The sequence below is a fragment of the Caproicibacter fermentans genome (genome assembly GCF_009746625.1).
Taxonomy (GTDB): domain Bacteria; phylum Bacillota; class Clostridia; order Oscillospirales; family Acutalibacteraceae; genus Caproicibacter; species Caproicibacter fermentans.
In genome coordinates this window covers 18,711-43,720 of record NZ_VWXL01000103.1, presented here as the reverse complement: position 1 = coordinate 43,720, position 25,010 = coordinate 18,711, and the positions used below count along the sequence as shown (strand labels likewise).

At 54.7% G+C, this 25,010-nt stretch carries 21 protein-coding genes and 2 pseudogenes; 4 read left to right on the top strand and 19 right to left on the bottom strand.

Annotated features, from left to right (window positions below):
* Nucleotides 1-3: 3 nt before the first annotated feature.
* The 12 genes and pseudogenes from CAFE_RS17800 to trxA form a co-directional block, all read right to left on the bottom strand.
* Nucleotides 4-2,022, bottom strand: coding sequence for a methyl-accepting chemotaxis protein (locus CAFE_RS17800; RefSeq protein ID WP_066645934.1), 2,019 nt, complete (start codon nucleotides 2,020-2,022; stop codon nucleotides 4-6).
* A gap of 98 nt (nucleotides 2,023-2,120) precedes the next feature.
* Nucleotides 2,121-3,089: a hydroxyacid dehydrogenase gene (locus CAFE_RS17795; protein ID WP_066645931.1), complete on the bottom strand. Its 969-nt coding sequence runs from the start codon at nucleotides 3,087-3,089 to the stop codon at nucleotides 2,121-2,123.
* Nucleotides 3,090-3,123: 34 nt separating this feature from the next.
* Nucleotides 3,124-4,482 (bottom strand): NADP-specific glutamate dehydrogenase, encoded by a 1,359-nt coding sequence (gene gdhA / locus CAFE_RS17790; RefSeq protein ID WP_066645929.1) that lies wholly within the window; start codon nucleotides 4,480-4,482, stop codon nucleotides 3,124-3,126.
* 51 nt (nucleotides 4,483-4,533) lie between these two features.
* Nucleotides 4,534-5,724 carry a sodium/glutamate symporter gene (gltS, locus tag CAFE_RS17785; RefSeq protein ID WP_066645927.1) on the bottom strand — a complete coding sequence of 397 codons (1,191 nt, stop codon included), beginning with the start codon at nucleotides 5,722-5,724 and terminating at the stop codon, nucleotides 4,534-4,536.
* A 221-nt stretch (nucleotides 5,725-5,945) separates the two neighbouring features.
* A complete protein-coding gene (locus CAFE_RS17780; RefSeq protein WP_066645925.1) occupies nucleotides 5,946-7,082 on the bottom strand; it encodes an anaerobic sulfatase maturase in 1,137 nt (378 codons plus the stop codon).
* A 313-nt stretch (nucleotides 7,083-7,395) separates the two neighbouring features.
* On the bottom strand, nucleotides 7,396-8,811 hold the full coding sequence (locus CAFE_RS17775; RefSeq protein WP_066645924.1) for an NAD(P)/FAD-dependent oxidoreductase: 1,416 nt from the start codon (nucleotides 8,809-8,811) through the stop codon (nucleotides 7,396-7,398).
* On the bottom strand, nucleotides 8,795-9,268 hold the full coding sequence (locus CAFE_RS17770) for a YaiI/YqxD family protein (protein WP_156991368.1): 474 nt from the start codon (nucleotides 9,266-9,268) through the stop codon (nucleotides 8,795-8,797). Before CAFE_RS17770 ends, CAFE_RS17775 begins: the two co-directional genes overlap by 17 nt.
* Nucleotides 9,265-9,936 carry an HAD family hydrolase gene (locus tag CAFE_RS17765; protein WP_066645918.1) on the bottom strand — a complete coding sequence of 224 codons (672 nt, stop codon included), beginning with the start codon at nucleotides 9,934-9,936 and terminating at the stop codon, nucleotides 9,265-9,267. Before CAFE_RS17765 ends, CAFE_RS17770 begins: the two co-directional genes overlap by 4 nt.
* Nucleotides 9,937-9,973: 37 nt before the next feature.
* Complete coding sequence (locus CAFE_RS17760) at nucleotides 9,974-11,320, bottom strand: MATE family efflux transporter (protein WP_156991367.1); 1,347 nt, start codon at nucleotides 11,318-11,320, stop codon at nucleotides 9,974-9,976.
* Nucleotides 11,321-11,411: 91 nt separating this feature from the next.
* Complete coding sequence (locus CAFE_RS17755) at nucleotides 11,412-13,529, bottom strand: sodium-translocating pyrophosphatase (RefSeq protein ID WP_066645916.1); 2,118 nt, start codon at nucleotides 13,527-13,529, stop codon at nucleotides 11,412-11,414.
* Between the two features lie 149 nt (nucleotides 13,530-13,678).
* A pseudogene (locus tag CAFE_RS17750) lies at nucleotides 13,679-13,801 on the bottom strand (macro domain-containing protein); the annotation flags it as partial.
* Nucleotides 13,802-13,948: 147 nt separating this feature from the next.
* Nucleotides 13,949-14,260 (bottom strand): thioredoxin, encoded by a 312-nt coding sequence (trxA, locus tag CAFE_RS17745; RefSeq protein WP_066645914.1) that lies wholly within the window; start codon nucleotides 14,258-14,260, stop codon nucleotides 13,949-13,951.
* A gap of 179 nt (nucleotides 14,261-14,439) precedes the next feature.
* Here trxA and CAFE_RS17740 point away from each other — a divergent pair, with 179 nt between their 5' ends.
* Nucleotides 14,440-15,144, top strand: coding sequence for a TrmB family transcriptional regulator (locus CAFE_RS17740; protein ID WP_156991366.1), 705 nt, complete (start codon nucleotides 14,440-14,442; stop codon nucleotides 15,142-15,144).
* Entirely contained in the window at nucleotides 15,141-16,403 is a 1,263-nt protein-coding gene (locus CAFE_RS17735; protein ID WP_156991365.1) for a diaminopimelate decarboxylase, read from the top strand. The genes CAFE_RS17740 and CAFE_RS17735 overlap by 4 nt, the downstream gene beginning before the upstream one ends.
* A 55-nt stretch (nucleotides 16,404-16,458) precedes the next feature.
* On the opposite strand, the gene CAFE_RS17730 is transcribed toward CAFE_RS17735, so the two are convergent.
* Together CAFE_RS17730 and CAFE_RS17725 are read right to left on the bottom strand one after the other, a co-directional pair.
* Nucleotides 16,459-17,370 carry a ketopantoate reductase family protein gene (locus tag CAFE_RS17730; protein WP_166525180.1) on the bottom strand — a complete coding sequence of 304 codons (912 nt, stop codon included), beginning with the start codon at nucleotides 17,368-17,370 and terminating at the stop codon, nucleotides 16,459-16,461.
* 201 nt (nucleotides 17,371-17,571) lie between these two features.
* Nucleotides 17,572-18,492, bottom strand: coding sequence for a ketopantoate reductase family protein (locus tag CAFE_RS17725; protein ID WP_066645905.1), 921 nt, complete (start codon nucleotides 18,490-18,492; stop codon nucleotides 17,572-17,574).
* A 123-nt stretch (nucleotides 18,493-18,615) separates the two neighbouring features.
* Between CAFE_RS17725 and CAFE_RS17720 the strand changes: the two genes are divergently transcribed.
* Nucleotides 18,616-19,536 (top strand): LysR family transcriptional regulator, encoded by a 921-nt coding sequence (locus tag CAFE_RS17720; protein WP_166525179.1) that lies wholly within the window; start codon nucleotides 18,616-18,618, stop codon nucleotides 19,534-19,536.
* Here the strand turns inward: CAFE_RS17720 and CAFE_RS17715 are convergent.
* From CAFE_RS17715 to CAFE_RS17695, 5 genes and pseudogenes are all read right to left on the bottom strand, one after another.
* Nucleotides 19,511-20,269, bottom strand: coding sequence for an ABC transporter permease (locus CAFE_RS17715; protein WP_156991364.1), 759 nt, complete (start codon nucleotides 20,267-20,269; stop codon nucleotides 19,511-19,513). The two genes, CAFE_RS17720 and CAFE_RS17715, sit on opposite strands and share 26 nt — an antisense overlap.
* A complete protein-coding gene (locus CAFE_RS17710; protein ID WP_066645900.1) occupies nucleotides 20,266-20,925 on the bottom strand; it encodes an ABC transporter ATP-binding protein in 660 nt (219 codons plus the stop codon). Before CAFE_RS17710 ends, CAFE_RS17715 begins: the two co-directional genes overlap by 4 nt.
* A gap of 139 nt (nucleotides 20,926-21,064) precedes the next feature.
* A pseudogene (locus CAFE_RS17705) lies at nucleotides 21,065-21,487 on the bottom strand (cupin domain-containing protein); the annotation flags it as partial.
* 289 nt (nucleotides 21,488-21,776) lie between these two features.
* On the bottom strand, nucleotides 21,777-22,724 hold the full coding sequence (locus tag CAFE_RS17700; RefSeq protein ID WP_156991363.1) for a 1,4-dihydroxy-2-naphthoate polyprenyltransferase: 948 nt from the start codon (nucleotides 22,722-22,724) through the stop codon (nucleotides 21,777-21,779).
* A gap of 79 nt (nucleotides 22,725-22,803) precedes the next feature.
* The gene (locus CAFE_RS17695) at nucleotides 22,804-23,598 is read right to left on the bottom strand and encodes an SIMPL domain-containing protein (RefSeq protein WP_166525178.1); all 795 of its coding nucleotides are present in this window, start codon (nucleotides 23,596-23,598) and stop codon (nucleotides 22,804-22,806) included.
* Nucleotides 23,599-23,754: 156 nt separating this feature from the next.
* On the opposite strand from CAFE_RS17695, the gene CAFE_RS17690 reads away from it, so the two are divergent.
* Entirely contained in the window at nucleotides 23,755-24,882 is a 1,128-nt protein-coding gene (locus CAFE_RS17690) for a DUF4317 domain-containing protein (protein ID WP_156991361.1), read from the top strand.
* Nucleotides 24,883-25,010: the final 128 nt, after the last annotated feature.

The window sequence follows — 25,010 nt, the reverse complement described above, 5'->3', positions numbered from 1 at the left end:
TTATCAGTTGAATTTAAAACGTCCCAAAAGAGTCTTGAGCGACTGGGCCTGACCGCTCAGCTCTTCGCTGGAAGCGGCGGTTTCTTCCGAGGTCGCGGAGTTTGTCTGAACCACCGCGGAGATCTGGCTCAGGCTTTGCGTGACCCTCTCCACGGAAGCAGCCTGCTCACTGCTGCTCTTTGAAATCTCCTTCACGGAGCGCGCCGTCTTTTCCACGGAATCTACGATCGTTTGAAAGGACCGGGAGGTTTTTTCCGAAATTCCGGTACCGTGCTCGACCGACTGGATGGCGTTGCGGACCAGATGGGTCGTGCTTTTCGCCGCCTCCGCGCTCTTTGCCGCCAGATTTCTAACTTCTTCCGCCACAACGGCAAATCCCTTTCCAGCGTCCCCCGCGCGTGCCGCCTCCACCGCGGCGTTCAGGGCAAGAATGTTGGTTTGAAACGCAATGTCCTCGATTGCCCTGATGATTTTGGAAATTTGGTCGGACGACGTCCCGATTTCGTTCATCGCGGCCGTCAACTGAGACATCAGCTCATTTTCATTCCTGATTTCCGTCATGACTGCTTCGGAAAGCTTTTCGGCATTGGCGGCATTCGCCGCGTTGTTCCTGATCTTCCCGGAAATCTCCCCGACGGAATCGGACAGCAGTTCGACGGAGCCCGCCTGTTCGGTCGCCCCCTGCGCCAGCGCCTGCGCCGCGTTTGCCACTTCTCCGGAGCCGCTTGCGATCTGGTCCGCGGACCTGTCGATCTCTGAGAAGGCGCCTGCGAACGTGATCTTGATGTTTTCGAGAGAAGTCTTGATTTTTGCGAATTCCCCCGCGTAATCGCACTGCAGTTCGAAAGTAAAGTCGCCCTTTGCGATGCGGTCGATCACATTTGATATTTCGTCGATATAATCGATGTACTGGCGCAGCCGGCACACGGTCCCGGACATCGCCTGCGCGACCCGGCCGACCTCGTCGGTTCCGCCCGCGTCGATCCTAGTATCCAGATTTCCGTCCGCAATCTCCTGCGCCGTGTTTTTCAGTTTGATCAAAGGATTTACAATGCTTTTCGACGTCAGCAGTATCAGCCCCAGAATGATGAGCAGGGAAACGATAAACATCGCCAGAAGCGAGCGTAGGATGGCATGATAGGAACGATAGAACTCGTTTTCCGGCAGGCCGGTCGTGACCGTCCAGCCGGTGTCCCCCACCGGCGACACATAACCGAAATTCAGGCTGCCGAGCGCACGGTAAGAGAGAAAGCCCGTCTTCCCGGCGGAGATCTTGCCGATTGCATTTTCAGACATCCCGGAGCTTTTGATGCTCTTGTTTTTAAGGGACTCGTCGGGATAATAGATCAGCCGGCCCCCGGCGCTGGTCAGGATATAGAATCCGGAGTCGCCGAGCCGGTACCCCTTCAAGATCTGATAAAGCCGGTCCAGCGTGATATCGACGCCCGCGAAGCCGACCAGATTCTCCGTTCCGGTCCGGTAAATCGGGGCAACCAGGCTCATTACCATCTTCCCGGTCACGGAATCCTGGTACGGCTCAATGTAGACTACGCTTTTTTTCTCCACGGCCGGCTTATACCACGGTCGTTCGGACAGCTTCTTGCTGTACGGCTTATCCTTGTTTTTGGAGATCATCATATTGGACTTGCAGTCGCCGAACCATACGGAGGAAAAATCGTCGGGATCCGTCCGGTAGATGTTCTGAATCGTATTCTTGATCCGCCCATACCCGCCTGCGGCGCCGTACTTCTCTTCGTCCGATTCCGAGAAAAACTGCTGCAAAAGGTCGCTTGTCGTCATCTGCTCCACAACCGTCCTGTATTTGGAGAAATAATTGTCTACCTCATAGGATGCCGAGATTGATTTTGAAGTCAATTCGTCGGTTGTCAGTTCTGAAACGGATTGTCTAACCGCATGAGTCATAAAAAAAGCGGTCATTACAAAAATCACCGCGACCGGCACGCCGATGAAAAGCAGGATTTTAAGCATCAGCCCTTTTTTCATCACGAATCTTTTTTTCATTTTGCACCTCCGTCGAAACTTCAAAACCCAAACCGGACTCTGCGTATCCGGCTTGGGTTTTGGGGAGAAGTTGACCTATCTATGTCAAAAAGTTGTAATCAGGATACCATTTTGGGATGATTGGCGGGAAACGAGATTTTCTGCCCTGTCAGGACTTCCACGATCCCCTGCGCCGCCATACTGCAGCACTTTTTGACGGATTGCTCCGTGGTGGCCGCCGTATGGGGCGTCGCGATCACCTGCGGCATTTTTAACAGCGCGTGGTCCGGGCCGATCGGTTCATGGGCGTAGACGTCCACGCCGGCGCCGAGGATCCGTCCTGACTGAAGCGCCAGGATCAAATCCTTTTCCACCACGACATCGCCGCGGGCCGCGTTGATGAACGAAGCGGTCGGTTTCATCAGGGCAAAATCCGCGGCCCCGACCGTCCCCCGCGTCTGAGGTGTGGAGGGCATGTGAAGACTGATAAAATCAGATTCCCGCAGCACCTCTTCCTTCCTCTTTTTCAACGTGATCGCCGCATCCAGGGCGTCCTGTTTTAGGTAGGGATCGTAGCCGATCACGTTCATACCGAAGCCGCGGGCCGCCTTTTGGGCCACCAGCTGCCCGATTCGCCCGCACCCCAGCAGACCCAGCGTCATGCCCTTCAATTCAAAAGTGTCGTGAAGCGTGTAGCGCACCTCAGCGTTGCCGGCGCGGAAAATCCCGTCCACATAATTGAATCTGCGCGCGCAGGCCAGCATCAGAAAGATGGTGTGCTCCGCGACCGAATTGGCATTGCCGCCGGGGGCGTAAACCACCTGAATGCCGTTGTTTGTAGCATACGGAACGTCGATGTTATCCAGGCCCACGCCCTGCTTTGCAATCACCTTCAGCCGGGCCGAAGCACCCATCATGGCGGGCGTCACCTCCTCCGTCCGGCAAAAGATTCCGTCCACCTGGTCCCTTTGGATCTCGCGGACGTAATCCGCCTCGCTCCGGCTGTGACTTACAATCACCTGAATTCCGTTCTTTACCAGTATGTCCTTTGCCGAGCGGTCCATTTCTTTTAAAAACAATACCTTCATGTCCGGGGGACTCCTTTCTCTCTTTTACGGGGGATCAGGACGTAATTCCCTGAGCGAGCATCGCGTCGGCTACTTTTTTAAACCCAGCAATGTTCGCGCCCGCGACCAGATTGTAGCCAAGCCCGTATTCCGCCGCCGCCTTTTCGGACGATTCGTAGATGTTTTTCATGATCTCTTTCAGCTTGCAGTCCACCTCGTCGGCCGACCAGGAAATTCGTTCGCTGTCCTGGCACATTTCAAGGCCGGAGACCGCAACGCCGCCGGCGTTTACCGCTTTCGACGGAGCCACGATGATATTTTTCTGTTTCATCAAATAGAACAGCGCTTCGTTGGTTGTGGGCATGTTTGCAACTTCTATGTAATACCTGACGCCGTTTGCCACGATTTTCCTGGCTTCTTCCAGGCCGACGTCGTTCTGGGTCGCGCAGGGCATGACGACATCCGCCTTTACTCCCCACGGCTTTTGGCCCGCGAAGAATTCGCAGCCGAACCGATCCGCGTAGTCCTTGACTTTGTCGTGACCGCTGCTCCTCATTTTCAGCATAAAGTCAAACTTTTCCTGCGTGCAGACTCCGTCCGGATCGTAAACATAGCCGTCCGGACCGGAAAGCGTTACGACCTTCCCTCCCAGTTGGCTGACCTTTTGAACAACGCCCCATGCGACGTTTCCAAATCCGGAGATGGCAAAGGTCTTTCCGTGAAACGTCTCCTTTTCATGCTCAAATATGCTCGCGACATAATAGACGGCACCGAACCCGGTCGCTTCCGGACGAATCAGGCTTCCGCCGAAGGAACGGTCCTTTCCGGTCAGCGCACCGCTTTCAAAAGCGCCGCGGATTCTGCGGTACTGCCCGTACAGATAGCCTATTTCCCGGCCGCCGACGCCGAGGTCTCCGGCGGGAACATCCACGTCGGGGCCGATGTGGCGGTACAACTCCGTCATAAACGCCTGGCAGAAACGCATGATTTCCGCGTTGCTTCTTCCGCGGGGATCAAAATCGGAGCCGCCCTTTGCGCCACCCATCGGCAGAGTGGTCAGGCTGTTTTTAAACGTCTGTTCAAATCCGAGGAACTTCATGATCGAAAGATTGACGGACGGATGAAACCGCAGCCCGCCCTTATAGGGGCCGATGGCGCCGTTGAACTGAACCCTGTATCCACGGTTGACCCGGACTTTTCCCGCATCATCGACCCAAGTGACGCGGAATTCGATGGTGCGCTCCGGCTCCGTGATCCGTTCGAGAAGCGCGGCCTTTTGGTACTCCGGATGCGCGTCGATAAAGGGTGCGATGGAAGTCAGCACTTCCTCGACCGTCTGAACAAATTCCGGCTCGTCCGCACTTTTCTTTTTCACATCCGCCAAAACCTGATTGACATAATCACTTTTGCTCATAATTCAAAAGCCTCCATTTATTTGGGATTAATCCCGAAATTCAAACACGCATTAGGGAAAGAGATTGATAAATATCGTCAGAATACCGCTGTTGAACATATCGATAAATAAGCTGCCGACCAGGGGAACGATGAAATACGCGCGGGGGCACGGGCCGTACCGGTCCGCAAGAACCCCCATATTCGCCATCGCGTTCGGCGTGGCACCCATGCCAAAGCCGCAGAACGCAGTCGTCATCGCGGCAGCCTCATAATCCCTGCCCATGAGATTGAACACCGCGAAGTAGGCGTAAGACGCCATCAGAATTGTCTGAACAAGAAGGATCACGATCATCGGCACCGCCAGAGAGGCCAACTGCCACAGCTTCAGGCCCATCAATGCCATCGCGAGGAAAAGCTGAAGGGATAGGTTGCCCAGGGAATCGATTTCGGGCATCGGCACCTCTTTCTTACCTGCATCCCAGACATTCCGTATGACGACCGCCACCAGCATCGCGCCAATGTATCCGGGTACTGTTATTCCCCAGCTTTTGAACAGCGCCACGACCAGCGTGCCTGCCCCGATCGCCACCGCAATAAACAAAGACGCATTGACAAACCGCTGCGGATGAATCGTCGTCTTTTCCTCCGCTTCCGCATCCGTGATGTTTTCTTCCAGAGCGGTGGAATGCAGCCCGTGTTTCTGAATCCTGCGGCGGGCGAGCGGCCCGCCCATCACTCCGCCGGCCACCAGGCCGAACGTTGCCGCGGCAATCGCCACGGTGGTTGCCCCAACCACTCCGAAGTTCTTTTCCAGCATGGGCCCGAACGCCGCGGAGGTTCCGTGCCCTCCTACCAGGGGAATCGAACCCATGCACAGGCCCAGTTTGGGGTCGATTCCAAACACACCCGCCAGTCCGCCGCCGATAAGATCCTGAAGGATCACCATCCCGAGCGCCAGTCCCAAATACATCAGCACCTGGATTCCGCCCTTTTTCAGCAGACTGAAGCACGCCGTAAAGCCGACCGTACAGAAAAAGATCGTCATAAACACGGTCTGCAGCGTCGAATCAAAGCCGATCTCCGCAATTCCGGACAAATGCAGGCACAAATTCAGGATGGAAAAGATCAGCCCGCCCACAACGGGAGCGGGAATACAGTACTTGTTCAAAACAGGTACCTTTTCGATCAGGAAACGGCCCAGACAATAAACCAGAGCGGCCACCGCACCGGCCTGGAACATGTCCAGATTGATTTCTGTCATTAATACTCCTCCTTGCAACAATTTTTAATCCTCGCAAAGAGTACAGCCGGGCCTTCAAATACTTACAAAAAAATACACAAAAAATTAAGCTCCCAATTCGGCTTTTAGGCCGAATTGGGAGCTTGCCGTCGTTTTTGGAAAACTATCGCAGAAAAAAGAGGGCGCCCTCCGGGTAACCGGAAAACAGCCCTATCGGCTCCCTGGAACAAACCGGAAATTTGTCAGCATATTTCGCCGGAAAGGGTCCGGGAAACCGTTTGGGCGATTTCAGCCAGTCTGGGTGCCGCGTACTCAAAAAAGCGGCGGAAAGCCGGGCAATAATAGTTTTCCACCCGCCCGTTCATTGACTGCCAATCGCGCTTGCATCCGCCCTGACAGATAAAATACCATTTGCAGCCGTCGCAGGCATCCGGCTTTTTCTGTCCGTCGCTTTGAAATTTACACCAAAGCGCGCCATCGGCGGCGTCGGCCAAGGACGTATTCTGCAGCGTCCCCAGACGCCATTCGTCCAGAACGTAAAAATCGCACGGGTAAAGGCTGCCGTCGGCTTCCACCACAATATAGCTGCCGCAGCTGCCCGAAGTCGCGCAGGAGCCGGACGGCATCCCCATCAGCAGATGAACGTAATCGTCGAAAAGGCGGACGCTGACGTATTCCCCTTTTTGCCAATCCAGATACCAGGCGTCAAAAAGCCCGCAGAGAAATTTTCCATAAGCCTCCGGCAAGAGCGAATACGGCTCATTTCCACGTTCTTTTTCCAAAGGGTCGAGGCACGGAATGAACTGCAGGTAGCGCACCCCGAGCCTTTTCAGCGTATTGTAAACCTTTTGCGGGCTGCGTGCGCACTGACCCGTCACAACACAAAGCAGGTTGACTTCCACCTTGTTCTTCTTCAAAAGCTTCCATGCGCCTATGACGCGGTTCCATGTTCCTTTCCCATTATGATCCATTCGATAAAGGTCATTGAGATCCTTTGTTCCATCCACGGAAAGCCCCACCAAAAATCCGTGTTTCCTGAGAAAGTCCACCCAATCGTCGTCCAGAGCCATTCCATTGGTCTGTATTGTGTGACTCACCCTGACCCCGGGCCTTTTATGCCGGTCCTCCAGCGCAACAAATTTCTGAAAGAAATCCAAACCGGCCAGAGTAGGTTCCCCTCCCTGAAAGGCAAAGGAAATTTCTCCGCCCGGATCCACGGTCTCAAAAGCCGAGCGGATCAAAAGCTCCGCCGTCTCCTCGGACATACATCCCAAGCTCTTTACGGAGCGCTTTCCGGAAACATCATCGTAAAAGCAATAGCGGCAGCAAAGATTACATAAGCTGGAGGCAGGCTTTATCAGAAAGCTAATATTTTTCAAACAGGTTCCCCTTTCCTGCCAATTTAAGCGTCGGCTGCATTTCAGGAGACATCCAAACGGAAAGAGGAAGATCAGATTCCGTGTGAATCTTCAACCTTTCCGTAACAGAGAAAGTAAACGACAGCCCGGCGTTCCGCCCCGAACCATCCCGACCGAATTATATTATAACGCGTCAATATTGGCGCCGAACACAGAACAGCAGATAGAATCGTTGGATGAGATGCCCGGAATAGGCCTGTAAAGTGCCCAAATTCATTGTGCTCTCAGGCAGGCTGCCTGTCAGGGGTTTTCCGGACAATCCCTTATTTTTCATTTACGGATTTTTCTCCGCGATGTCTCTCGCCACAACCACTCCTGTCACGGAGGACTGCATCAGCCCGCGCGTAATGCCCGCGCCGTCGCCGATGGCATACAGATTTTCCACCCCGGTCTCGAAATTGGGCCCCACCGAAACCTTGGAGGAATAGAATTTGACCTCCACGCCGTAAAGCAGCGTATTCTTGGAATAAAGCCCCGGCGCCAGCTTGTCGAACGCGCGCAGCGACTCCACAATGCTGGTCAGGTGACGGTGCGGCAGAACGAACGACAGGTCGCCCGGAACCGCGCTTTTCAGCGTCGGGATCGTCGTCGACTTGGAAAGGCGCGTCGCGTCCGTCCTGCGGCCCATCAGCAGATCGCCGAGCCGCTGCACCATGATTCCGCCGCCGGTCAGCATATTGCCAAGCTGCGCGATGTAGCGCCCGTACTCAATCGGCTGATGAAACGGCTCCGTGAATTTTGTGGAAACCAGCAACGCAAAATTCGTGTTGTCCGTGTGCCGTTCCTCCTCCGCGTAGGAGTGGCCGTTCACAACCGCGATACCGGAACCGACGTCGTAGTGCTCCTCGCTGACAATGCCGCCCGGGTTCATGCAGAAGGTACGCACGCGGTTTTCAAACGTATCCGAATAATAGACCAGCTTGGCCTCATAAAGATGTTTGGTCAACGGGTCCATCACCGCGTTCGGCACCTCGACCCGCACGCCGATGTCCACCTCGTTATTGGTAATGTCCAGCCCGGTCTCCTGTGCGACACGGGAAAGCCAGTCGGCTCCGCCGCGCCCGGGGGCGACCACAACATGCCTTCCCCTGACCGCCTGACCGCCGTCCGGTCCCGACAGGCGCACGCCCGCCGCTTTTCCGTTTTCGACCAGAACGGATTCGGCGGTCGTTCTCTCCCGGAACTCGAAATTCGGACGCGAATTCAGGTAGCGGTACATTTCAAGCAGCACTTTAAACGAATATTCGGTTCCCATGTGCCGCACCGGGCATGGAATCAGGCGGATGTTTTCCTTTCGCGCCTCATAAGCGATTTTATCCGCGAACTTGTCGCTTTTGCCGTAAACCTGATCCGGCGCGCCGTAGTGCAGGTAGATCCCGTCCACATAATTGATCAGCTCCCTGGCCTTGTCGACCGTCATATAGTCGGTGATATTGCCGCCGACCTCTTCCGAAAGGGACAGCTTTCCGTCGGAGAACGCCCCCGCGCCCGCCCAGCCGTTCATGATGCTGCAGGTCGCGCAGTGGGCGCACTGCCCGAGGGTCCGCGCGGGGCAGGAGCGGCGTTCCAGCGCACTGCCGGAATCCACAACCAGTATTTTTTTGTCCGGTGCCAGCCTGTCAAGCTCCAGAGCGGTGAAAATGCCAGCCGGACCCGCTCCTACTACGATTACGTCATAAATCTGATCCATGATTGAACTGTTCCTCCGATTTTCCCGTTCTGCGAATCATGTTTTCCAACTGCCGCGCAAATGATTCGTCGTCTTCTTTCGTTCTTTTTCTGTTTTTTCCCGCTTTGCCGCCCGCGCGCCGTATCTTCTGTCCGAGGGCGCGCTCAAACAGCAGGCGGTCCATGTTGTCCTCCCCGTAAACCATCCCGTTCTGATTCAAAGCGACCGCCCCGCGGCTCAGGGACATGGCGGCTACGCCGAAATCCTGCGTTACGACCAGATCGCCCGGTTCTATCAGGTTGACCAGCCGGATATCCGCGCTGTCCCTTCCCTTGTCGACGGTAATTACCGTACTGTAGCCGTCGTCAAGGACGTGGCTCGTGTCAATCAGCATCGTGACCGGAATTCCGAGGCTTTTCGCCTGACGGACGATGATTTCCTTCACCGGGCAGGCGTCCGCATCCACCAGTATTTTCAAACCGCGCCCTCCTCCGATCTTGTTTCCCCAACTAATTTTATCACATCGGTCAACGACGGCTCACAGGACCAGCACAGTTTCCTCAGCGCCGCGTCCGGCTCGATCAGGTCGGGGATCATCACGGCTTTCATTCCCGCCGCGCAAGCCGCCTGAATTCCGCACGGCGAATCCTCCAGTGCAATGCAGTCCTCCGCCGCGGCGCCGAGCGCCTCCGCTGCCTTCAAATATATTTCCGGAGAGGGTTTGCACTGCTCCACCATATCGCCGAAAATCATGCGGTCAAAGTAACCGGCGGCTCCGGTCTGTTCCAGATAACCGGAAGCGCGGCGGCGAGAGGTCGCGGTCGCGACCGCCAGGCGAAACCCGCCCTGCTTTAAATACCGAAGAAGTTCAAACAGCCCCGGCTTGACCGGCACGCCGTTTTTTCGGATGAATTCGTCGATGATCTCCTGCCTGCGCGCCGCAAAAAGCGGATAAGAAAACCCGCTGCCGAAACGCTTTTGATACAGAGGGACACAGTCGGTCTCTCTAACCCCGATCATATCACGCGACAGATCCGCGATGCCGGAGTAACCCAACTCATTGCCGGCCTGTTCAATCGCCTGATCATAAAGGCGTTCCGTGTCGAACATCAGGCCGTCCATATCGAAAATCACCGCGCGCACCATACCTTGCCGTCCTTTCCCATCCGGAATCAATCCGGATTTATGCCAGAAGATTCCTTGATCTCCATTTTCCCCTTCTCCAGCGAATCAGAAGAACCGCGCCGCGGATGCATTCATCCGCGGCCATCGCGGCCCACATTCCGCTAAGGCCCCAGCCTCCCCAAACGCCGAGCAGATACCCCGCGCCGACCGCCACAAACCAGACGCCGATCACCGATACATAAATCGGAAACCGGATGTCTCCAGCGGCCTGCAGCGCTCCCACCAGAACAATATTTATCGCGCGGCCGATTTCCAGAATCATTTCAACCGCGAGAATCCGCCGGCCCAGCCGAATGACGTCGGCGTCGTCGGTAAAGAGCCCGAACAGCCGGTCGCTGCCGAAATAAAGCAGGACGGAAATCAGGAAAGAAACCGCCACGGCAAGCTTCAGCGTCGCCATTACTCTGCGGTTTGCATCCTCTGCGCGGCACGCGCCCATCAGATAGCCGACCATTATCTGCGTCGCCTGTGAGATTGCCGACGCAAAAATATAGGTAATCATGGCAAAAGTCCCGGCATAGGCCTTTGTGTTGATGACAAACACCGGGAACAGGTTGCACATCGCCTGAATCGCGAGCTGTGAAAGGTTATAGGAGATGGATTCGCCCCCCGAGGGAAGGCCGATGCGCAGCAGGCGGTTCAGCTGCCCAAGCGGAAACGGGCGCAGCGCCCGCATTGAAATACGGGCCCCCACCAGCCTGCGAAACAAAAGCACAATCACAAAAAGCCCGATCAAACGGCTTATGTCGCTGGAAATTGCCGCGCCCGCCACACCCAGGGCCGGAATTCCCCAAAAGCCGTTGATCAGGATAAAATTTCCCCCGATATTTGCCAGATTCAAGACAGCCGAAACGAACATGGTTACTTTCATCATGGCGTTGCTGCGGAAAAAAGCGATGAAAGTAACGTAAAGCGACTGAAACACCATTCCGCCGCCCACGATGGACGAATATAAACAGGTCTGGTCCATCAGCTCGCCGGGCACTTTCATCAGGGTATAGATCGGCCTGCTGCAAAACATCAGCAGACCGCTGACCCCAAGACCGGCCAGCAAGTTGACAAACAGCGACAAGGAATAAATTTCTTCCGCGCGCTCCGGTTTCCCGGCGCCGATATACTGGGTAATTAAAATTGTGGACGCCATACTGACAACGTTGAAAAACAGAATCAAAAGCCCAATCATCTGATTCGCGTTGCTGACAGCGCCCACAGCGCTTTGGGAGTAACGACTGACCATCATCTGATCCGCGTTGCCGACCAGCATCTGAAGCACAAGCTCCACAAAAATCGGCCATGTGATTGAGAAGACAAATCCGCGTCTCCCGGTAAATTCAAGCTCCTGCATCGGGCCCTCCGTGTTCGGCATCCAACAAACAAAACGATTGTTATTATAGCATTTTAAGCCGCAATGTCAACACGATGAGGCCCAACTTCGATTAAAAAATTGAGTGTGAAAGGATCAGGCCCGCAAACACAATGGAGACCATGGAGGTCAGTTTGATCAAAATGTTCAGAGATGGACCGGACGTATCCTTGAACGGATCGCCGACCGTGTCGCCGACCACCGCCGCTTTATGCGCGCTGCTGCCCTTGCCGCCGAGCTTTCCGCTTTCTATGTATTTCTTCGCGTTGTCCCAGGCGCCGCCAGCGTTCGCCATCATGACCGCCATAACAAACCCCGTCACCGTGGCGCCCGCCAGCATTCCGACCACACCGTTTACACCCAGAATCAGGCCGACAATGATCGGCGTCGCGATTCCAACAAGAGCGGGAGCCACCATCTCTTTCTGGGCGGAACGGGTGCAGATATCGACGCACGTTTCATAATCCGGTTCCGCCTTTCCTTCCATCAGGCCCGTGATTTCATGGAACTGCCGCCGAACCTCGTTCACAATGCTCTGCGCGGCGCGTCCGACCGCGTTCATGGTAAACGCGGAGAACAAAAACGGAAGGACCCCGCCGATAAACAGCCCCACCAGAACGATCGGATTCGTAATGCCCAGGTCAAACTGAAAGGAGGGATCGCGAACCTTGACCGAATCCATATAGGAGGCAATCAGAGCAAGCGCCGTCAGCGCGGCGGAACCGATCGCAAATCCCTTGCCGGTCGCGGCCGTCGTATTTCCCAGGGAATCGAGCGCGTCGGTGCGTTCGCGCACCTCTTCGCCAAGTTCCGACATTTCGGCAATGCCGCCCGCGTTGTCCGCCACAGGGCCGTAAGCGTCCGTCGCAAGCGTGATTCCAAGCGTGGAAAGCATGCCGACGGCCGACAGGCCGATGCCGTACAATCCGTGGTTAAAGTCCGCCGCTCCGCCGGAAACGAAATAGCTCGCCAGTACGGAAACGCCGACGATCACGACCGGAAAAACAGTGGATTTCATTCCGAGCGCAAGCCCGCCGATTATCACGGTGGCCGGCCCGCCGGAAGAATCCGCGGCAAGGTCCCTCGTGGGCCGATAGGTATCGGAAGTAAAATATTCGGTGGAAATGCCGATCAGGATGCCTGCGAGCAGGCCGGAAAGAATGGCAAAGTAGAGTCCGGTCTTATCGGCGCCCAGACCGAAACGGATCAGCGGATAGGATACAATCGCGATCAGCAGCGCGCTGATCCAGGTGCCGCGCCGCAGCGCGGTCAGAAGATTCTTTTGAGTCGCGCCCTCTTTGGTTCTGACAAAGAAGGTGCCGACAATGGAAGCGATGATCCCGACCGCGGCCATGACCATCGGAATGCTTACTCCGCTGAAACCGAGCCCCGCCGCGGAAGCGAGGGCCGCCGTTGAAATGATGGAACCGACATAGGATTCGTACAGGTCCGCGCCCATGCCAGCGACGTCACCGACGTTGTCGCCCACGTTGTCGGCGATGACGGCGGGATTTCTCGGATCGTCTTCCGGGATGCCGGCTTCGACCTTGCCGACCAGGTCCGCCCCGACGTCGGCGGCCTTTGTAAAGATACCGCCGCCCACACGCGCGAACAGCGCCATGGAGGAAGCGCCCATGCCGAACGTCAGCATCGCCGTGGTAATGGCCTGAACCTGCGCGTCCTCAAGCGCCTGCCCCGCAGCCGCCGCGAGATGCGCAGGGTCCGAATACCAGAATTTCAGGAAGTAATACCAGAAGGAGATGTCGACAAGCCCCAATCCTACCACAACAAACCCCATGACCGCGCCCGCCGAAAAGGCGACGTGCAGGCCGGAGTTTAAACTGTGCTGCGCGGCGTTCGCCGTGCGGTCGTTCGCATTCGTCGCAATTTTCATCCCGATAAATCCCGACAGGCCTGAGAAAAAGCCGCCGGTCAGGAAGGCGAACGGAACGAATATTGTCAGGAATCCCGTGAACGCCATGATCAGCAGAACGATGAACATAACCCCGAAAAAAATCGCGACGCCGGTGTACTGACGCTTCAAATATGCGTTCGCGCCCCTGCGCACCGCAAGGGAAATCTTTTTCATCTTGTCGCTGCCTTCATCCGCTTTCAGCACTTTGGCCGCGAGGTACCACGCAAACAATAGCGCAACGACAGCTCCGATTGGTGCGAAAATAGTTGCTTCCATAAAACTCCTCCTTAATTTCATTACAGAATTCCAATAATTTCATTATAAACCCGAATTAGTTAAATTTCAATCAATCTTTTTCGGAATTGGAATTATCATAAATGAAATTTTACGGCAGAATTTTTGTGAAATAAGGCAAAAAACATCCTGTGCAGCGCCCGGCATTCTTTCAGCAGCTCCGGCCCGGCCGCCCGGTGAATCGCGCCGTCGACCCCGCCGCCGCCCAGCAGCGAACAGTTCGCCGCGTTTACGACCGCATCTGCTTTCTGCATGGTTATATCGCCCAATATAATTTGAAGGATGGATTTACTCCCTTTTCATTATTATGGCAAAATGCAAAAAGACCCGCAAGGGCCGGACAGCGGCTCTTCGGATCTTTTTATTATCATGATCAAACCAAAAAAGGGGAGAGCAGTAACTTAATCCAGCATTGAAAGAATATCCTGCTTGCTGCGCACCCCGACCGAAGTCTGGGCCGGCCTGCCGTCTTTGAAAACAATCAGAGTAGGGATGCTCATGATATTATATTTCGCCGCAATATCCGGCTGTTCGTCAACATTGACCTTCCCCACCATATATCTTCCGTCGGATTCGTTGCCGATTTCATCCACAATCGGAGAAACCATGCGGCAGGGGCCGCACCAAGACGCCCAAAAATCCACGAGAACCGGTTTATCGGCCTTTAAAACTTCAGATTCAAAATTATCCTGCGTTACCGTTACAACTGCCATATTGTTGTCTTCCTTTCCGTTTTCTTTTTATGATTTTATTATAACCACACATACAAGGTTTGTATGTGATAAAATCACACAAATGTAAAATCTTTTTATTTTTTTACGAATCCTTCTTGACATCGGTACGCTGTTTCGTTATAGTGTTCCTATATAGTAACACTAACAGGAGTGGCGTAATGGATTCCGTTTTACTGCTGACCCATTTCGGGCTGACACAACAGGAAGCAAAACTCTATTGGGCGTTGTTTTCGCAGGGGGACCTGACCGGTTACGAGGCGGCGAAGGTGACGGGGATTTCCCGCTCCAACGCCTATTCGGCGCTTTCCGGCCTTGTGGAAAAGGGCGCGGCGCGGCTGATGGAAGGCGCCGCGGCGCGGTATACGCCGGTTCCCGTTGCGGAATTCTGCGGCAACTGTATTTACAGCCTGCAGAAAGACGCAAAAGAATTGAGCCTACTGCAGCCGAAGCGCCGTACCGACTCCGAGGGGTACATTACCATCGCGGGGAAAAAGCATATCCTTCTGAAAATGAGAAATCTTCTGCGCGGGGCCGAGGAGCGGGTCTACGCTTCGATGTCGGCGGAGCTGATCGTACGAATTCTGCCGGAGCTGCGCGGGATGACGGAGCGCGGGCTGAAAGTTGTCGTTATCACCGACCACCCGCTTGACCTGCCCGGCGCGACCGTTTACTGCACGGAAAAAAAGCAAAAACAGATCCGGCTGATCGCCGATTCCTCCAGCGTTTTGACCGGTGATCTGGACGACGGGGAAAACTCAACCTGTCTGTATTCCAAAAAAGACAATCTGGTCAGCCTGTTCAAAGAAGACCTGAAAAATGAAATCCGGCTGATCGAACTGACAAAGGAAAGGGAGCAAGCATGACAAAGACACCTTTTGTATCACTGGAAAAGCTGAAAGAAATCGAAGGCAGAATTCCGACTCCATTCTACCTCTATGATGAAAAAGGCATTCGGGAAAACGTTCGAAAAATCAAAAAGGCTTTCTCCTGGAATCCCGGCTACCGGGAATATTTCGCGGTGAAGGCAACCCCGAACCCGACCCTTCTGCAAATTCTCAAAGAGGAAGGCTGCGGCGCGGACTGCTCTTCCCTGACGGAGCTGATGCTGTCCGACGCGGTCGGGCTCAGGGACGGGGAAATCATGTTTTCCTCGAACGACACGCCGGACGAGGATTTTCTGCTGGCCGCAAAGCTGGGCGCGACCATCAATCTGGACGATTTTACGCATATCGAGATTCTGGACCGGCTCGCGGGCATTCCGGAAACCATCAGCTGCCGCTACAATCCGGGCGGAGTTTTTAAAGCTAGCAACGCCATTATGGACAACCCCGGAGAATCCAAATACGGTTTCACGCGGACTCAGATGACGGAAGGCTTTCAAAAGCTCCAAAAACTGGGCGCGAAGAATTTCGGGATTCACTCGTTTCTTGCCAGCAACACAACCGGAAACGAATATTATCCCGCTCTGGCAGGGGTTTTGTTCCAGCTGGCGGTTGATCTGCACCGCGAAACCGGCGCGCATATTTCCTTTATCAATCTGTCCGGCGGGGTCGGCGTTGCCTATCGTCCGGGTCAAACCCCGCCCGACATTCTGAAAATCGGCCGCGAAGTCAAAAAGGTCTACGACGAAATTCTCGTCCCGGCTGGGATGGGGGACGTGGCGCTCTACACGGAAATGGGCCGCTTCCTGCTTGGGCCTTACGGGATTCTGGTTGCGAAGGCCATTCGGGAAAAGCACATTTATAAGGAATATATCGGTCTGGACGCCTGCGCCGCCAACCTGATGCGTCCCGCAATGTACGGAGCTTATCACCACATCACCGTCATGGGCAAGGAAAACGCGCCCTGCGACCACAAGTACGACGTAACCGGCGGTTTATGCGAAAACAACGACAAATTCGCCATTGACCGGATGCTGCCGAAAATCGACATGGGCGACCTTCTCGTGCTTCACGACGCGGGGGCGCACGGGCACTCCATGGGCTACAACTACAACGGAAAGCTGCGCAGCGCGGAGGTTCTTCTCCACGAGGACGGCTCCTTCGATCTGATCCGCCGCGCCGAGACCCCCGCGGACTATTTCGCAACGCTCGATTTTCCGGGACTTCCGAAAAACCCGTAAACAACGGGGGTACCCAAACGCCCCGCCGTGGCTTCTGCCGCGGCGGGGCGTCTGTTTAATAAAGAGACTGAATGGATTGAAGCAGCAGGAACAAAACGTGGTTTACGGGAGTCGGAACTTTCAGTTCCTTTCCCAGCTCCACAACCGTCCCGGCAAAATAATCGACTTCCGTCTGTCGTTTCGCCTCGACGTCCTGCAGCATGGAGGTTTTTCCTTCCGGCGAAAAATTCCCCATCATTGCTTCGAATTCTCTGGCGTCCGCTTCGCTCAGATCAATTCCGGAAGCCTTGGCAAGCGCGACCACTTCCATCATCGCCTCGTGAAACAGCCGCAGCGTGGAAGGAACAGACGCGATCTTTCCATACGGAGATCGGGTAATGGCAGAAACCTGATTGACTCCGACGTTCATCATCCATTTTTTCCAGACAGCGCGGATCATGTCCGGGCAAACTTCGGTTTTAATGCCCGCGCCGTTCAGATAATCCCTTACAAGGGCGACCTCGGGGGACAAAACCGCATTGTCATCTTCCCCAAACTGAATGACTCCGTCCTTGGTGTTCACGACGCCGCTTTCCGTCCTTACCGCGTCGATATAGATGGAGAGCCCGTTCAGAACCTCGTTTTCCGGATACGCGCGCTTCAGGCGTGTCTTCGCCGTCACGCCGTTCAGAAGCGGGAGCAGCACCGTGCCGGGGCCGACAAATCCGCGGATATCCTCGATTGCCTGGTCGAGCTGATAATTTTTAACGCAGACAAGGATCAGATCCGCCGCAAATTCCGCTCCGGGTTCCGCGACGGACGGGAAAAAGGGCTGCCCGTTAACTTTCATGCCGTTTTTCTTCAGCCGCCGGGCGCGCGCGCCGCCTGCAATTACGGCGAAGTCGTCCCCGTATGCCTGATGAAGCAATTTTCCATAGACAGACCCGATAGCCCCCAGGCCGATCATTGCGGCTTTCTTGATTTCCATTTGAATTCCTCCGTATGTATGCCGGGGAGAACCGTACGCGCGGTTTCTCTCCCGCATGTCGTTTCTGCCTCTTCTTCCCGTATTGCGGGCGAAAATGATTTCTCCCATTATACCCTGTTTCCCGGAACGATGCAAGCCGGGGCTGCCAAGGCTGCAAAAAGCGGCCGGCCCCTTTCGGACCGACCGCCCGGTTTGCAGCCGTCACCAGCTCTGTTCGACCCCGTGGATCAAGTCCACCAGCATGCGGTTATACGGCGCGTCGAGGCCGTATTCCGCCGCAAGTCCCGCAACCACGCCGTTGATCTTGTCGATTTCCGTCCGGCGTTGGTGCTGCCGGTCCTGATACATGCTTGCATACCCGTCGGCGTCTGCCAGAATGATCTTTTTTACGTTTTCCAGCGCCTCTTTCCGGTCAAAATAGGTCCCGTCCGCTTCCGCCACCAGAACACACTCGTAAACAATGCGCGTGCAGATTTTCCAAAGCGCCGGATTGCCGGCCACCTCCCCGATTTTGCACTGCATCAGAGCGGAAAGCGCATTGACGCCGCAGTTGACGAACAGCTTGCTCCAGAGAATTTTCTGGATGTTTTCCATCACGTTGACCTCAAGTCCGCAGGCCCTCAGTGCCTGCGCGGCTTTTTCCACCGCCCTGCCGCCTTCCTCGCCCGGCTTTTCCGGCCCGATATTGGTTGGGCCGCAGCCGGAATGGAAAATTTTCGCCGGGCCGACCGTCACACTGTTGTGACTGCTCGTGCCGACCACAATGCGTTCGCGCGGAACAAAGGCGGCGATGTCCTGGTTGTTCCCGGCACCGTTCTGCAGCGTCATCACAATGGTATCCGGGCCGATCAGCCCCCTGTTTTCCTGCATGGCATCCTTCGTGTGAATGCTTTTGACAAAGACGATTACCAGCTCCTGCACACCGATGCCGCTGCCGCTCGGCACCGCCTTTACCCTGACGTTCGTCTCACCGTCGTCCTTTTCGACCTTCGTCAGTCCGTTTTGATTGATCGCGTCCACCTGCGGGCGGTAGCTGTCGAGCAGGGTGACCTCGTGCCGCGACGCCAGATAGACGCCGTATAAGCTGCCCATGGCTCCCGCCCCTATGATTGCAACCTTCATGATTGATTCTCCCATTTGATCAGTATTTTATTTTTACTTTACTCCCGGTAGATATTATTGTAAAATGACAAATAATGATAGGGGTCATGAAAATATTTCATGAGAAACGGGATGAATTTGATCATGGATATCAACAAATACGCCATCTTTATGCTGGCCGCCGAAACAGGGGGAATCACCCGCGCCGCCAGAGAGTTAAACTATACTCAGACGGCTGCCAGTCATATGCTTGCCTCGCTGGAAGCGGAGCTGGGGGCTCAGCTTCTGGAGCGGAGCCCCCGGGGGGTAACCCTGACGCCGATGGGCGGAGAAGTTCTGCCGTTTGCGCGTCAGATTGTGGAAGCCGACAGAGAAATCCGGCGGCTCACCCCCCCGGACAGCCGTCAAAAAGGCTTGATCCGGATCGGCGCCATTACAAGCGTCGCGGTGCGCTGGCTTCCGGAGGTTCTGGTCTCATTCCGTAAAAAATACCCCGATGTCGAGATCCAGCTGAACGACGCGATGAATTACGAAGCGATTCAGGACTGGTTCGAACGCGGCCTGATCGACTGCGCATTCACCGCGGATTCGGCGATAAAAGGGATCCGGGCCAAACGGCTGTGCTGCGACCCTCTTCTTGTCATTCTGCCGAAAAGCCATCCTCTGTGCCGGTACGACAGAATCCCGCCCGCCCTGCTTGCGGGAGAAACCTTTATCATTCCGAGCGAAGGAACCCACCATACGGTCGGGATGATTCTGCGGCAGGCCAAGGGTCATGCTCTGGATCCCGGCAAACTGAGCGATCAGGCGGCGATTGCCATGGTGCGAAAGGGCTGCGGCGTCAGCATCCTGCCGCAGCTTGTGCTGAACTGCTATTCGTGCGAAGGAATTGAACGGCGAGGTCTCGACCCGGAACGCTCCCGGACGATCTGTCTGGCAACGCCCGAAAAAAAGCCGCTGTCCCCGATTTTGACGGATCTGATCCGCAGCGTTCAGTCCTGCGCCGGCAGCCTGAGCAGCCAACTCCCTGAAACCCGGACTACAGAAGCTGCTTCCTGTCGTTGAAAAAGCCCCGGTAGCAAAGGTAACAGGCCAGAAAAGAAGAGACCGCGGTTGTTGAGAGAAGCATAAAGGTCACCATAATCTGGTAACGCACCGCCTGAACGGGGGACGTGCCCGCCAGAATCAGCCCCGTCATCATTCCGGGAAGCGAAACGATTCCCAACGTTTTGGCGGAATCTATGGTCGGGACCATCCCCGTCCGGATAGAGTCACGGATGATTTCAATGGAGGAGGGCAGAATATCCGCGCCGAGGGAAAGCTTGGTTTCAATTTCATCCCTCCGGCTTTGAAAATCCGCCGTGATCTGCCGGTAGCAAAGGCCCAGCGCGACCATGGCGTTGCTGATGATCATTCCCCCGACGGGAATGATCTGATTGGGCACATAGCGGATCGCGCCCGAAGCAACCAGAACCGCCAGAGTGGCCCCCGTCCCCGCCCCGATGGAGACAAACGAAATCAAAAGGCCGTTCCGGATTCCTTTTCCCCGCTTCGCGGCGTTATGGGAAGCGTTGAACGTCATCAAAAGCACAAACAGCGTAGTGAACAGAGGATTTTCGAGCCCGAAGATATACTGAAGGACATATCCGACGGCAATCAGCTGAACGACCGCCCGCAGGACGCTGACGAGAATTTCTTTCTCCAGCTTCAGCTTTTGAAAATAGGAAAAAAGCAGCGAGACGAATACAAGCAGCGATGCGATCATCAGGGAGGAAAAACTGATATTGGCTTCGTTCATTTCAGCGCCTCCATCGATTTGATTTCGCCGTTTTCAATCGCAAGCAGCCTTCCGGCATATTTTCTGCTCTGTTCCGGATTGTGGGTAATCCACAGCACCGTGACGCCGTCCTGATTCAGCGTCCGGATCACACGCTCGACGATCAGCGTATTCTCAGGATCCAGCGCCGAAGTCGCCTCATCCAGCAGAAGCACCTCCGGCTGAAACAACAGGGAGCGGATCAGCGCGATCCTCTGTTTTTCCCCACCGGACAAGTTCACGATTTCATGTTTTAAATAATCCGGGTCCATTTGAAAGAGCGAAAACAGTTTATTCACCCGGCCCCCGTCCATCTTCCGGTTTCGAATCCGATAGGGATAGCTCAGGTTGTCCTCCACCGTCCTGCCGAAGAGGACCGGCGTCTGAAAGCAGTAACCGATCTTTTTTCTCAGCTCCGCCGGGTCCAGCTTCATCACATCGGCCCCGTTGATCAGGATGCTGCCTTCCGTCGGGCTGATCAGGTGGCAGCACAATTTTAGAAACGTGCTTTTTCCGCTTCCCGACGGCCCGACAACCGAAATATAATCGCCCGGGAATATTTCAAGCGAAAGGTCTTTCAGAATTGCTTTTTCACCGCTGCGGTAAAACACCTTATGAAAGGCAATTTGAGGCGTCATTAATTTTCCATTTCCTTTTCTGTTCATATTCCTTAAGAAAAACGGTCTATTTCATTTTATCCATTTTTTCCATTTTCGTAAAGACCGAACGCCGGATCTTAAAAAACTGACGCCGAAGAAGCCGGACGTCAGTTTCCCTTTATTTTGAAGAATAGTTCTGCCTTTCCGCCGCCAACGCCGCCGCCTTCGTTTCGTGTATCGTTCCGCGGGGATGCTCCGGCGGCGCGTAGATCGCATACAGCTTCAGCGGGCACCCACCCGTATTGATGACGTCGTGCCACATTCCGGCAGGTACCATAATCGCGTCGCCGCCGCAGACTCTTCTGACATAATTCAGCTGATTTTTTTCCTTCCCCATTTTGACAATTCCCCGGCCGCACTCGATTCGTATAAACTGATCGACATCGGGATGAATTTCAAGTCCGATATCATCCCCGGCACAGATGCACATCAGCGTTACCTGCAGGTTTTCGCCTGTCCACAACGCGGTACGGTAATTTCTGTTACAAAGAGTCGCCTTCTCAATATTAACGACAAAAGGTTCCGGCCCGTAATCCTTCAGGCAGCTCTGCTGTCCGGCCAACCCGAGCGAATTGCCGTACGATCCTCTCATCCAATCCATCTTGCGCCCTCCTTTCTCAGTGATACCAATATAATATTCTTTCAACCCGAAAAAGTGCGGATTCGGAAACATGAATCCGGGTCCCTCATCCAAGCGCAAAGCGCCCGCATGCCTGAAAGATCCTCAGACACACGGGCGTCTTTGCGCTTTAATTTCCGGGTCTGCCGCCACCGCGCAGCAGGACTGCTCCGCAAAAGACTTCTCTCCGCCGGAGATTCTCCTGCGGCCTTTACAAAACTCCCCCCGCCGCGACGGAAACGGCCAGTGTGAGAACAAGAGCGCCGTTCATCAGAACAAAGTTTTGAACCGACAGCACAAAGGTCTCTTTCTTGCTCTGCTTTTCCCGAAAAGCCCTGATTCGTTTTCGCACAAGCACAAAAGTGCCGAACACAAGGATGCAAACCGGCGGAACGACTCCGGTTGCCAACAGAACCGCCAGCGCCAGATAGCCCGAGTAGTACAGGGCCCCAAAAACCTTCAGCGCGTTGTTTTTGCCAAGATAAGTCGGGAGCGTGTATCTTCCGTTTTCAGCGTCCTCCCGCATATCGCAGATATTATTTGCAAGCATGATATTCGCGATTCCGACGGCGGCGGGCAGCGACACCAGAACAACATAAAAGGCCTCCGGAAGATTGACCGCTATGCGGAACACGCCGCCCTGAAAGGCCAAACGAAGCAGGCCCAGGTGATATGTCTGGATATAAAACGCGAGAAACGGGATGAGAACCCCCATAAACGCGCCGGAAAAAAACTCGCCGAAAGGCGTGCGGGAGATGGGAACGGGACCGAACGAATACAGCACGCCGACCGCAAAGGAAACCGCCCCCAAGGCCAGCACCACAAAGTCGGTGTTCAGAAACAGCAGCAGGCCGAAGGCCGCGGCCACGAGCAGCAAAGCGAAAATCACCGCGAGAGCCGCCGCTTTCCCAAAGCCGTATTTTTCAGCCGCGGGATGCGTCTCTCCACGCTTTTTGCAGGCCCTTTTTTCATCCATATAGTTATTGATCGCCGTAGTCGCCATGTCAATGCAGAGAAGAGAAACCAGCATCAGAACAAAATTTTTCAGATGAAAAGTCCGAAACCGGTGAAGGGCATAAACGGTTCCAAGCAAAAAAGGGATCACGCTTGCGGCCTTTGTCCGTATTTCCACGAATTCCATGAAGCCCCTGACCGACATTCCGAAAACTCTCCTTCATCGCCTTCTGCAAACGCCGCTCCCACCGTTTTAAAAGATGAGGGCAAGCTTGGCATACGCTTTATTTTCCGATCTCATAGGTAATGGTAACCGACGCGTTCACGTCGATCTGCCCCGCCGCCGCCTGTGTGGACGATTCCGCCGCGTCCGCCGTCAGTTTCATCGACGAGTTGTAAACGTCAGGCGAAGCGGACCCTTCTTTGTTCTCATTGATCGCTTTGATGCCTTTGACGCCGACTCCGTTTTTCGCAGCAATTTTATCGGCCAAAGCTCTGCATCTGCTTGTCGCTTCCGTCAGCGCGGTACTGTAAGCGTCGTCGTATTTGCTGTAACTGTACCGAACAGAATCAATCTTGTTGACCCCCGCCGCAGTCGACCCGTCGAGCACCGTCCCGACTTTGTCAATGGAAACTCCGCTTACTGCGATGTCGGTTCTGCACTCGTAACCGACCAGCTCTTCTTTTCCATCCGTATAACTGTACCGCGGTGTCAGCGAATAGCCGTTGGTTTGAATGTTCTTTTCGTCGATTCCTGTCTTTTTGATTGCCAGCACCACTTGATTAATGTCCGTGCTGTTTTGCGTAAGACAGTCCTCGGCTTCTTTCGCGTCCGTGACCACTCCGAAGCTGATTTCCGCCAAATCCGGAACCACCCGGTCTTTTTGCGTATAGGAGACTGTAATGGTATCGCCGCCGGACTGATTCTGCGCCGCTCCGTTCGTCCGGCCACTGTCCGACAGCCGGAAAAATGCGCTGAAAGCGATTCCCACGATTGCGACCACCCCGATCAGCGCCGCCGCAACCGCGATGATAAACTTTTTCAGCTCGGCCGGCCCCTGCTTTTTCTCCTCTTCCATTGACGTTCCCCCCGTTTCGGTATATTTTTCCTGATTCCGTTTTATCATACCGCTTTCTTTTTACGGACGCAAGGGGCAGGGCAGGATGACAAAATCGTTTTTTCATCCTATAATAAAAATTCAGGACAATAATAAAGATAGGAAACGGGGATCTGAATGAACGAAAAAGAAATCGCGGAAATCCGCCGCCGCTTTCGTCCGGACAAAAGCAATATTACCCGGATTCGCGGCTGCTATGTCAATGATCAGAGAGAAATTGTTTCAGAGTTCAGCCAGCCGCTCGGCCTGATGCCTCAGGAGGAGTCCGAAGAGCTTCTGGCGATTTTGAAAAAAACGCTGTCCGGCACGGTCGGAAAAAATTTAATTGATATTGAGTTTGCGACACGGCAGGTTCTGGAGGGCGAGGAGCACAAGCTGCTCATGGCGCTCAGAGAATCCGCGCTGAAGGATGACGCCGCCGTGCGCGAATTCTACGGCCGTATTATCGAAACCCTTGGAATGGAAGGAAATTATCTGATTCTTCTGGCGTCGGATCAGTACGACATTCCTTTCTATGCGAAGGACGGAGAAGCACAGGAGAACTCTTCGGAGGTCTATTCCTATTTTCTGTGCAGCATCTGTCCGGTAAAGCCGCGAAAACCCGCGCTCGGGTATTATGTCTCCGAAAACACCTTCCGCAATATTACGGCGGACTGGGTTGTTTCTCCCCCGGAGCTGGGCTTCCTGTTCCCGGCTTTCGATGACCGCAGCGCCAACATCTACAGCGCCCTCTATTATTCCCGTAATATTGAGGAAAACCACGCGGAGTTCGTTGATACCGTGTTTAAAAGCGAAATCCCGATGCCGGCCGCCGTCCAGAAAGAAACCTTTCAGTCGATCCTGGGCGAGGCCGTCGCGGAAGAATGCAGTCTGGAAGTCGTTCAGGCGGTTCACGAGCAATTATCCGAAATGATCGAGGAGCACAAGGCAAGCAAAGAGAAAGAACCGCTGGTCGTTTCAAAGGGCACGGTAAAAGGAGTCCTTGCTTCCTGCGGACTTTCCGAGACCTGCGTAACCGCGTTTGAAGAAAAATACGACGAAGAGTTTGGCTCCGATACTCAGGTCAGTCCGCGGAATCTGATCGACATGAAGCAGCTGGAGGTCCGCACCCCCGACGTGACGATCCGCGTAAACCCGGAGCGCGGCGACCTGGTGGAAACCCGGGTCATCGACGGCGCCAAATATATTTTAATCCGCGCGGAGGAAGGAGTCGAGGTAAACGGCGTGGCCGTACATATTTCGTGAAGAATCCGCGCATGAGAAAACAGGTCCGACGGCGTGATGAAATTTGAGGCGGAATGCTGTATTCGCAGCATTCCGCCTCATTTTTTACCGTTTTTCAGGGATTCAGAGAAATTTTGTCCCTGATGACT

Bases quoted from the DNA above. Each gene is read 5' to 3' on its own strand.
- CAFE_RS17800 (WP_066645934.1), bottom strand. From the start codon at position 2,022: ATGAAAAAAAGATTCGTGATGAAAAAAGGGCTGATGCTTAAAATCCTG.
- CAFE_RS17795 (WP_066645931.1), bottom strand. From the start codon at position 3,089: ATGAAGGTATTGTTTTTAAAAGAAATGGACCGCTCGGCAAAGGACATA.
- gdhA (WP_066645929.1), bottom strand. From the start codon at position 4,482: ATGAGCAAAAGTGATTATGTCAATCAGGTTTTGGCGGATGTGAAAAAG.
- gltS (WP_066645927.1), bottom strand. From the start codon at position 5,724: ATGACAGAAATCAATCTGGACATGTTCCAGGCCGGTGCGGTGGCCGCT.
- CAFE_RS17775 (WP_066645924.1), bottom strand. From the start codon at position 8,811: ATGGATCAGATTTATGACGTAATCGTAGTAGGAGCGGGTCCGGCTGGC.
- CAFE_RS17765 (WP_066645918.1), bottom strand. From the start codon at position 9,936: ATGGTGCGCGCGGTGATTTTCGATATGGACGGCCTGATGTTCGACACG.
- CAFE_RS17760 (WP_156991367.1), bottom strand. From the start codon at position 11,320: ATGCAGGAGCTTGAATTTACCGGGAGACGCGGATTTGTCTTCTCAATC.
- CAFE_RS17755 (WP_066645916.1), bottom strand. From the start codon at position 13,529: ATGGAAGCAACTATTTTCGCACCAATCGGAGCTGTCGTTGCGCTATTG.
- trxA (WP_066645914.1), bottom strand. From the start codon at position 14,260: ATGGCAGTTGTAACGGTAACGCAGGATAATTTTGAATCTGAAGTTTTA.
- CAFE_RS17740 (WP_156991366.1), top strand. From the start codon at position 14,440: ATGGATTCCGTTTTACTGCTGACCCATTTCGGGCTGACACAACAGGAA.
- CAFE_RS17735 (WP_156991365.1), top strand. From the start codon at position 15,141: ATGACAAAGACACCTTTTGTATCACTGGAAAAGCTGAAAGAAATCGAA.
- CAFE_RS17730 (WP_166525180.1), bottom strand. From the start codon at position 17,370: ATGGAAATCAAGAAAGCCGCAATGATCGGCCTGGGGGCTATCGGGTCT.
- CAFE_RS17725 (WP_066645905.1), bottom strand. From the start codon at position 18,492: ATGAAGGTTGCAATCATAGGGGCGGGAGCCATGGGCAGCTTATACGGC.
- CAFE_RS17720 (WP_166525179.1), top strand. From the start codon at position 18,616: ATGGATATCAACAAATACGCCATCTTTATGCTGGCCGCCGAAACAGGG.
- CAFE_RS17715 (WP_156991364.1), bottom strand. From the start codon at position 20,269: ATGAACGAAGCCAATATCAGTTTTTCCTCCCTGATGATCGCATCGCTG.
- CAFE_RS17710 (WP_066645900.1), bottom strand. From the start codon at position 20,925: ATGACGCCTCAAATTGCCTTTCATAAGGTGTTTTACCGCAGCGGTGAA.
- CAFE_RS17700 (WP_156991363.1), bottom strand. From the start codon at position 22,724: ATGTCGGTCAGGGGCTTCATGGAATTCGTGGAAATACGGACAAAGGCC.
- CAFE_RS17695 (WP_166525178.1), bottom strand. From the start codon at position 23,598: ATGGAAGAGGAGAAAAAGCAGGGGCCGGCCGAGCTGAAAAAGTTTATC.
- CAFE_RS17690 (WP_156991361.1), top strand. From the start codon at position 23,755: ATGAACGAAAAAGAAATCGCGGAAATCCGCCGCCGCTTTCGTCCGGAC.